Source organism: Oribacterium sinus (assembly GCF_963537195.1).
Classification (GTDB): Bacteria; Bacillota; Clostridia; order Lachnospirales; family Lachnospiraceae; genus Oribacterium; species Oribacterium sinus_A.
Window position 1 is genome coordinate 44,233 of sequence record NZ_CAUTEG010000005.1, and the last position, 8,991, is coordinate 53,223.

Annotated in this window: 9 protein-coding genes; 1 reads left to right on the forward strand and 8 read right to left on the reverse strand. The window is 40.6% G+C overall.

Going from position 1 to position 8,991, the window contains the following annotated elements:
* Positions 1 to 49 precede the first annotated feature (49 nt).
* Entirely contained in the window at positions 50 to 1,987 is a 1,938-nt protein-coding gene (locus tag RYL27_RS01690; RefSeq protein WP_314964796.1) for a hypothetical protein, read from the reverse strand.
* A gap of 679 nt (positions 1,988 to 2,666) precedes the next feature.
* Complete coding sequence (locus tag RYL27_RS01695) at positions 2,667 to 3,518, reverse strand: hypothetical protein (RefSeq protein WP_314964798.1); 852 nt, start codon at positions 3,516 to 3,518, stop codon at positions 2,667 to 2,669.
* A 388-nt stretch (positions 3,519 to 3,906) separates the two neighbouring features.
* Here RYL27_RS01695 and RYL27_RS01700 point away from each other — a divergent pair, with 388 nt between their 5' ends.
* Complete coding sequence (locus RYL27_RS01700; protein WP_314964800.1) at positions 3,907 to 4,857, forward strand: 3-hydroxyacyl-CoA dehydrogenase; 951 nt, start codon at positions 3,907 to 3,909, stop codon at positions 4,855 to 4,857.
* 152 nt (positions 4,858 to 5,009) lie between these two features.
* Here the strand turns inward: RYL27_RS01700 and RYL27_RS01705 are convergent, their stop codons facing one another.
* From RYL27_RS01705 to RYL27_RS01730, 6 genes are all read right to left on the reverse strand, one after another.
* Positions 5,010 to 5,957 (reverse strand): hypothetical protein, encoded by a 948-nt coding sequence (locus tag RYL27_RS01705; protein ID WP_314964802.1) that lies wholly within the window; start codon positions 5,955 to 5,957, stop codon positions 5,010 to 5,012.
* An 11-nt stretch (positions 5,958 to 5,968) separates the two neighbouring features.
* The gene (locus tag RYL27_RS01710; RefSeq protein ID WP_314964804.1) at positions 5,969 to 7,240 is read right to left on the reverse strand and encodes a hypothetical protein; all 1,272 of its coding nucleotides are present in this window, start codon (positions 7,238 to 7,240) and stop codon (positions 5,969 to 5,971) included.
* A gap of 25 nt (positions 7,241 to 7,265) precedes the next feature.
* On the reverse strand, positions 7,266 to 8,141 hold the full coding sequence (locus RYL27_RS01715; RefSeq protein WP_314964805.1) for an MBL fold metallo-hydrolase: 876 nt from the start codon (positions 8,139 to 8,141) through the stop codon (positions 7,266 to 7,268).
* 10 nt (positions 8,142 to 8,151) lie between these two features.
* Positions 8,152 to 8,472: an HIRAN domain-containing protein gene (locus tag RYL27_RS01720; protein ID WP_314964807.1), complete on the reverse strand. Its 321-nt coding sequence runs from the start codon at positions 8,470 to 8,472 to the stop codon at positions 8,152 to 8,154.
* A 146-nt stretch (positions 8,473 to 8,618) separates the two neighbouring features.
* Entirely contained in the window at positions 8,619 to 8,825 is a 207-nt protein-coding gene (locus RYL27_RS01725; protein ID WP_314964808.1) for a hypothetical protein, read from the reverse strand.
* A partial coding sequence (locus tag RYL27_RS01730) for a hypothetical protein (protein WP_314964810.1) occupies positions 8,809 to 8,991 on the reverse strand: 183 nt, incomplete at its 5' end. The genes RYL27_RS01730 and RYL27_RS01725, both read right to left, overlap by 17 nt.

The window sequence follows — 8,991 nt, forward strand, 5'->3', positions numbered from 1 at the left end:
TTCTGTATGGTTTATTTAATTCTGATAGTACCCCAGAGGTCTCGTCCTCTTATTCCTCTTCTCGAAAGAGGGTAAAGACAGAGAGCAAGTCATATTCCGGGTGACAAATGTCGAACTTCTCCCCGATAACCTCTCCCCACTCTTCAATTAAGCAGGGGTGGGTTTTTAGATTTTCATCCTTCTTTTCTCCGTAGCGGAAGTTCATGGCATAGTAGCTGTTACACCATCTCTTATGCTCCAGTCTGGAAAGAAAATCCAATAATGGGTTTTCGGAAAGGTATCGTCTAAAGTTATGTTGAAACTCTTCTTTTCTATTTTCTCCCCCAAGCTTTTGGGCTTCCTGAAGCTTTTTAAACTCTTCCAGCTTTTCCGATAAATAGGCAGAAATCTCCTGTTCCGATTTCCCGGAAAGTACTCTTCGAATAATCTCTTCTTTGATACCGGCGTGAGTGGCAGACTGTCTGGAAGAGTTCTTCTTTACATAAGACAACTCATTCCAAGCTGTCCCTTCTCCCATTCCTGCTGCCCCCGAGGCCTTATTGTAAGCCTCATTAAACTGCTTAGCCCGATTGTCCAGAGCTTCCCGAATCAATATCTCCCCGGTCATAATCTCCGAAAGATCTCCGAAAACCTTGATCTGCTCCTTGCTTTTGGGAAGCACATGGGTCAAATCTACATTGGAAATATTCCGAAGAACCTTTGGAACCTGCCCGAAGTACCGATTCATCAGCTTAAGCGCCTTTAGGCTCTTCACCACATCCTCCTGCATCAGGAAAATAAGACTTGGACTTTCTTCCTTTCCCAGTCCCTTAAGATAATTTTGTAAATTCCTTTGTTCATGGCCTAAATCTATGCATTCTATCTCCAGAGCTCTTAGCAAGCCTTCCCTTTCCGGAGCGTTTAAATCCAAAAGCTCCTGCATTCTTTGGGAAGCATTTTCCTCTAAAATGCTGATTTTCGGATTTCTTGTTAAGGAAGTGGTGGCATCGTTGGCCAGCTGCTTCAGTAACGGCAGGGTCAAATCATTTACGGAAAAAAGCAATACATGGAGAGGCTTGATGCTGTTCTCTATGGAGTCCACTGTATGATGACAGTTCTCTGTAGAATCCGTCGAATGATGACTGTTCTCTGTGGAATCCGCTATATGGCTATCCTCTGAAATTCCCTCAAGACTTTTTAAGATGCTATGCTTCACAGCGGGCTCAGCCAAAAGCATCCGTACGGTCAGGTCCTTTTGGTTAAAGTGCACCGTGTCTATCTTCTTGAGAAGCTCTTCCCCCTTTCTTTCCTCGGAAAGCAACTCTTCCATATAGCCCACCACCGTATTGGAACTACAGTTCGCATAGCAAGTAATGGGTCGTCTCGGTTTAATGCGTTTAATCACATTGGCATAGAGGGCATAATTTTCCAAATCATTGTCAGAGCAGAAAAAGATATACTTGGCATGATGAATATGCAAAGCTGAAAAAAGCTCCCTGACTTCATTTTCATCGCAATGCTCAAAATCAATCTGATAGGTGGCAATCCCCTTCTTCTCATATTTGTTTTTCAAACGGTCATCCAAAAAATTCTTGGTAATTAAAGAAATCTTATAGGGCGTACTTTCCTTCATCAGATTGCCAATCAAAGTCTCCCCCATCTCCGTGTTTTCAAAAATCAGTACATGATGCATACTGGTTCTGTTCAGAAGCATATTTTTCACATGGAGTAAAATGTTGGAAATCTGGGTAAAGATGAAGGCGGAAGTTAAAATTGGCGCCATCCACTTGGCAAACTCATAAAAAATGCTGGATTTTTCCTCCGCAGAAATGGGAGAAACGAATAAGAACAGCTTGATTGTGCCGTATAAAACCGCAGAAAGAAGCTGCAAAGGATCCGAAATCTTGGCACTGTAATAGGTATAAAGGGTTTGAAGTCCGAAAATCACGGTAATAACAAACAACGCCAGTACGATTTTCTTTTTATAGTAAGTTCTATTTTCCTGCATAGTTCCATCCTTATAAAATAAAATTTGTTAGCTTTTTTTAAGGGTTATTATCGCAATTTTTACAAGAACTTGCAAGGAGTATTGCATAAAAGGGGTTGTAAAAAGAATATAAAAAAAGCATTTACCAGGATAGGTCTGAAAACAGGGCACGCTAACTTCGCCTCGTAACGACGAACTGTAAATAATTAAGAATGTACGCTCCGATGCAGCATATCCCTGTAAGTGGGGCACGCTCTCGCTAACCTCGCCTCGTAGCGGATACTAAGCGAAAAACACAGTTTCTGTGTTTTTCGCAAGTACCGACGGGCTCAGATTGCCCCTTTTACAGGGATATGCTGCATCAGTCGCTGAAACTTATGGATTATTATAGTCCTTCACTTATCTTGACTCTTTCGCTTTCGATAAGTACCGACGGGCTCAGATTGCTCCTTTTGCAGGGATATGCTGCATCAGTCGCTTAAACTTATGGATTATTATAGTCCTTCACTTATCTTGACTATTTTGCTTTCGATAAGTACCGACGAGCTCAGATTCCCCCTCTTTCAGACCTATCTGCGTAAATTCTATCTCCTATATCTAACTGTTACCAACTCTTTTATGCTTGAAGCTAGTGATTAGACCTCTTCTTCACTAGATACTATTTACTTTATACCGAGCTCTTTATTTTGAATACTTTATCCTAAAGGCTTTTGGTAGCAATCTGTTCATTGATAAAACTATCTTCCTCTTTTGTAGAGAGTGTTTCGTTTTTTTGTAATAGAACAAGAACTACTATAGCTTCAATGATTCCTATAACTTGTTCAATCAGAAACTTCAGAAAAAAGGATAGAGAAATTTGATCTTCCTGCATTTGGTAGAGATAAAAAAATACACTTAAACAGCTAGGAGCAAGACAGGCAAAAGCCAGTCCCTGTTTCCAATTGATTTTTTTATCTCTCATACATTGGGGAAAATAAACAGATAGGACAGCGGAAAAGGATGCAAGCCATAAAGCAAAATTATTCTCCATTAAGAAGTATAAGAGTACAAGAGAAAATACAATACTAAGAATAGAAAAAGCAGGAAAGACTGTCTCCTTTTTCCTCTCACTATCTTCTGTTAAGTGAATAAGCTGTTTATTCCATAGCGTATAGATACTCTTCTGTTTTCTATAAATATTTTGCAGGACTATAGAAAGCATGTATTCAATTTCCCATGCCATGCCGCAGAGTAATACCATAGGCAGTGCATCGATGACAATGTTAAGAATTCCTTCTGTCATAAAGCCGTTGGGTAAATAAAAAATATAATATTCCAAGTACGTAGAAACTGAAAGCAGGACAAAAATTCCTCTGAAAATTTTGATTTGTTCTTTTTTGAAAGGCACTGTAAAACGGACAAAAAGTCCGTACAATAATGCCAGAGCTAAAAGGCCCAGAAATCTTAGGATAAATGCCTCTCCATTATTAATAAGCAAGCTTTTCATAAAAAACCTTAGGGTAAACAGGCAAGACCATAGAAAGAAAAAACTCCATTTTAAATTCATTTTCATAAAAACCACTCCATACTTTAGCAGGTAATCTTTTATGCCTCTCCGTTGCATCTCTTCTTAGATATACCTACTTGTTTTATTTACCAATTTTGCTTACCTACTTTATCGGCTTCGGCATAGGATTTATAAAGAATCTAAGTTTCTATCCCGGAATCAAGGAAACAAAAAGCTCTTGCCGCAAAGTTCCAAGAATTCGTTTGATTTTTTTAGGCTCCACATTATTGTTAGAGTTACGTAACACCTTAGCGTCTTTGTTAAAACAAATATATATTGACTCGTAGAAAATGAAATAATTATAAAGTCTCTTTCCTTTCATTATCTTCCTGCTATAATATATTTTACACAATTTAATTTCAAAATATCTTTTAAGATAGAAATGGAGGTCGTTATGAGTTTTAAAAATATTACAGTAGCAGGCGGTGGAGTTTTGGGTTCTCAAATTGCTTTTCAGACTGCATTTTCCGGATTTTCCGTAAAGATTTGGCTAAGAAGTGAGGACTCTATCCAGAGAACCAGGCCGAAGCTGGAAAGACTTTATACGATTTATAAGAATGAGCTGACAGAAGCAAAAAAGAACCTGGGAAAGGGACTGAGCTTCTCCAGAGGATTGATTCCTGACTCTTCCTCTGTTACAGAGGCGGATATCGACAAGCTTTTGGAAAATGTAGAAAGAGCCCATAAGGATATTCTGCTTACTACCGACCTTTCCGAAGCCTGCAAGGATGCAGATTTAATTATTGAAAGTATGGCGGAGAATCCTGAGGCAAAGAGGGAATTCTATAAGGCTATCGATCCCTTCCTTTCGGAAAATACCATTGTTGCCACAAACTCTTCCAGCATGGTGCCCAGCCAGTTTAGAGACTGTCTCTCCAGACCCGAAAACTATCTGGCTATCCATTTTGCCAATAACATCTGGAAGAGCAATACCGCTGAAATCATGGGTCATGATGGCACTTCCAAAGAAGCCTATGAAGCAGTGGCGAACTTTGCCTCTGAAATTAAAATGATTCCCCTCCGTTTACATAAGGAACAGCCCGGTTACATCCTTAATTCCATGCTGATTCCCTTCTTAAGTGCCGGAGAAATGCTATTGGCCAAGGAAGTGGCAGACCCTGCCACCATTGACCTGACCTGGAGGCTGGGTACGGGTTCTCCCCTCGGGCCTTTCCAGATTTTGGATATCGTTGGCTTAAATACTGCCTTAAATATCGTATCCAACAATCCCCAGTCTCAGGATCCGGACAGCATTCCCGGAAAGATTAAGGCTATTTTAGAAAAGTATGTGGCAGAGGGTAAAATCGGTGTAAATGCAGGGGAAGGATTTTATAAGTATAAATAACTTTTGACTTAAAATTTGTTTTGCAAAATTTTGATTCGAAGCTTGTTTTTTAATTTTTTTAAAGCTTTTTTCAAATTCTTTTCTCTAAAAAATATAGAAAATAGCTCCGCTTTGGGATATTTTTCCCCCAAAACGAAGCTATTTTTTCTTTATTATATTCTCTCAAGTTCATAAGCCTGATAGGAATCCACCTTGCCTCCGTCATACATGGATACCATAATAAGGCTTCCGTTTATATCGATAATGCGACCTTCCGTCTGGCTATATCGTACCAGAACCGGATCGCCGACACGAAATTCTTCCGTCTTCTTTCCGCTAAACAAACTGAGAAAAGCAAAAATCCGAATAATCTTAAAAAGCAGGGTAAAAGGAAAGCTAATCAGAGCAACAAGTAATGTCCACAAAGAAATTCCCGGGACTTCTCCCTCTGTATTGCTATCTGTACTGCTATCTATACTGCTGTCTGTTTGGGCAGCTTCATAAAGGCCTTTGCTCTTAGCTTCCGAAGCTTTATTGTTTTTCTTTGCAGGAGACTTCGCAAGCTTTCTATATTCTCCATCCATTTCATAGAGACCGTTTTTCTCACAAAGAGCTCGGTGCACTCGCGGGCTCAGCACATCCTCTAAATACGCCATGTCATCTCCGGAAAATTGCAGTGTCGAAGCCAAAGCAGCCCGATCTATCACCGACTTGGATACCACGCCATCCAAGTCAAGTAAATCATCCGCGTTAAGAGAAATCTTTCGATTCACCATGGAATGAAGGAGCATATCCAAGGTGTCCTGATCCACGATTCCTTCAAACCCCAAGATTTCATCTGTACTTATGCTTTCTCCATGATTTAGGGCATAGTCTATCATTTGACAAATTGTTTCCTTGGATACCAGGCCTTCAAAGCTCACAATATCCTCAAAGGGAAATTTCGCTCCTAAAGACATCGCTTTTTTAATCAGCTTTGCATTTAATTCCTGATCCTTTATAAGTTCGGCAATATCAGAAATCTCCCAAGCCTCTCCAATCGTCTTCAAAGAGGAAATTCTTTGGCTCAAAGTGGATTTACTCCAGTTTTCAGCCCTTTCATAAAAATCATCCCATTCCATAAGCAAATACCTTATTCCAATTTCAGCTCTATTCCCATTTCCAAGGCACGCTCCTGATAAACTTCGTTTATTTCTGACGTTACCACCAGTCGCTTCTTGGCATATTTTCCGCCAAAACGATGTGCCACCGTGTCCAGTTCATAAAGGGCATGCAGGCACTGCTGGGGAGAAAGCTTTCCGCTCTTACAGGAAATAAAGCTGGGGATATAGCCCTGAAGAGACAGGACATCGATTTCATTTAACACATCAATTCCGGCAGGGCCTTCCAGCACCCCATCCCAATCCAAATGCACTCCTACCCGACACTCATCGCTATGCCCCTTTTCCTGCAAATAGGTATAGAGCTCTAAAATGCTGCCTCCATCCCAAAGATATCCCTTAATCGCCTTGTTCTTAAAGCGAAATTGGTATTTTCCCTCGGAATGTTTTAAATCAAGAATCGCTCCTGCCCGAGCCAAATCCTCCATGATTTGATAAAACTTATGGGCAGACTTTAGCTTATTGGAAGAATCCGCCAATGCCTTCAGTACCGTACTTTCCTTTCGATACACTCGCCCTTCTTCATCAGGACTCATGTTTTCTCTTAAAAACTCGGAAAAGGGATTCCAATGCTCCGAATGAAGCTTCATTACCTTTCGGATTTTTAAAATGTCTTCCCTACTCTCCTCGTCCGGAACATCTTTAATATCCTTTTGTAATTTATAGTTAATGACACCGCCATGCATCTCAATCAGCTTGTCCAGAGTCATAGGAACAGGTCGTTTGGTCGCTATGCCACTGATGCCTTTATGTTGTTTATCATTTAGGAACTCAAGATTGGGCTCATAAGCATTTCCCTCATCATTCTGTTTATCTCTGTTGAAATGCTCTTCCTTCGCCTCGTTGCAATGCAATGATTCCGCATTCAATTCATAAAGCTTTCCTTTGAAAATGTCGTACATGTGCATAGGTGTTTCATATTCCCGGGACAGCATCCCAAAGGCCACAAGCATCAGGCTTTCTCCCCCGGTAATGTCGAAAAAGAGCTTGGCTTTTTTGCTAAGCTCCAGCTCGATTTCCTTTCGCATAGTTTCCAAAACCGACTGCAAATTGCTTCTAGATAAGGGCAGGAAGACAATACTTTCCACAGCACAGTATTTTCTCAGAAAATTCTCCGTCTTTTCCTTCTGAGAAATAATGTCCTCATGATTTCCGAAAAACACCAGCTTATCCACCTGAAAATTCATTGCGGTAATGACATTTTCAATAGGCTCCCGGCTAAGAAATTCAAAAACAACTACCATGCTGTCGCTCCTTATGCTTATATTTCTATTCCATTATTTCTCTGGCCTTTGGAAGCAAATCTCCCCTTGCTTTTTCCTCGATATCCTCCCGTTCATCATAGGCATCATAGGGTGCCATAGGGTCATGAGGCTTTTGCTTCTTTAAGGAGTTACAAATCTGATCCTTATGCCGAAAAGCAAAGTCCAAATCATCTGTCCAGCCGGTATGTCCGCTAATGATTTTCGGAGAAAGCCCTCTCTCCTTCAAGAGCTTTTCCAGCTTTACAAGGGACTTTTTCGCCAGTTCATTGTCCTCGGCCAATGAATTTAAAAAGCTATAGCCTCCATCCGGCCCAAACCAAATGGTATCTCCCGTGAAAAGATAGGCATCATCAATGAGATACACCAGATGGCCGAAGGTATGTCCCGGCACCAGAATAGCCTCCACTTTGATATCATCAATATAGAAAACTTCCCCGTCTTTCAGGAGTCTTTTCTCATTGTCCGTCTTCACCATAGGAAGCTTATAATGCCCAAATAAGACTCTTCGACGAGCCTCTCCGGTCAAATATTTATTTTCCGTCTCTCCAAGGTAGAGCTTGGCATTCCGAAAAAGCCCTGCACTATCCCTTTCCACCGCTCCCACATGATCCGTATCCAAATGGGTCAGCAGAATATGCTGAATGGAAGCAGCCTCTATGTCCAGCCAACTCATCTTCTCCGCCAGCCGCTCATAGTTATAGCCCGCATCAATCATGATGGTCTTGCCATTTTTCGTATAGAAAAAGACATTTGCCACCCATTCTCGGACCGCACTTACTCTTTCATCAATACGCCCGGTGTTTAAGGGCTTGAAAATTTCCTTTCCCCGATAGGAAAATGACATCAGTACCTTCTGAAATTTAGAAGCAAATTTTGACATAGGAAACCTCCTATAATGCTAACTTTTCCTCCAGTCCACAATCTGTAACTTTGCAAAGGGCTCCATCCCGAAGCAGAAAGACAACTCTGGCTTTCGCCTTATCTCCAATCTTGTCATACAATCTTCCGGCACTCATGGACTCTCCCTTCACCGTATAAGGACTGTTCGCCACATAGCCAATCTTTCCAAGGCCTTTTATCTTCACCAAAATAGCCTCGGAATCGAATTTATTCTCCGGTTCCTTCTCCAGCTTTAGCTTCATGCCCTCCTTCAAAAACTCCGTACCAAAATAATGATTGCATCCCGTAGTTGTAAAATACATTTCTTCCATGGTAAATACCATCCTTTCTATTTCAGCAATGGGTATTTATGCTTTGCTTACTCTAAAATGTATTTTACGCAGGAAGGAGTCCGTTAAAACTGACTAGATGTCCAAACATAGTCTTTCCTATAACAATGCAATGTTGGCTTAAAAAATCACTCCTTTTTCTTTGGTTCTATACCTGCTTGTTTTGCATATTCCACCATATAAGCAGAAAGAACGCTTGCTTGCGATACGCCATTAATTTCGCAGGCTTCTCGAAAAGCTGCTATTATTGTGTCGTATGTTTTAAATGCATACGATTTAAGACCTACTTTTTTCTGCCATTTAATTTGCGCAGAATACTTATCCTTGTTTTCCATAGATTCCCTCTTTTCTTTTGAAAATATATTTATAAATCAAGCATTTCTCATCTTTTCTTACAATCTTTAATAATGTCAGCCCATTGCCCTGTTCGCATCCTGCTTGTGTGTTCATCTTGAATTCCTCCCTGAGATAGTGTGCAAAGTGGAAAAAGTTTGTAAAGTG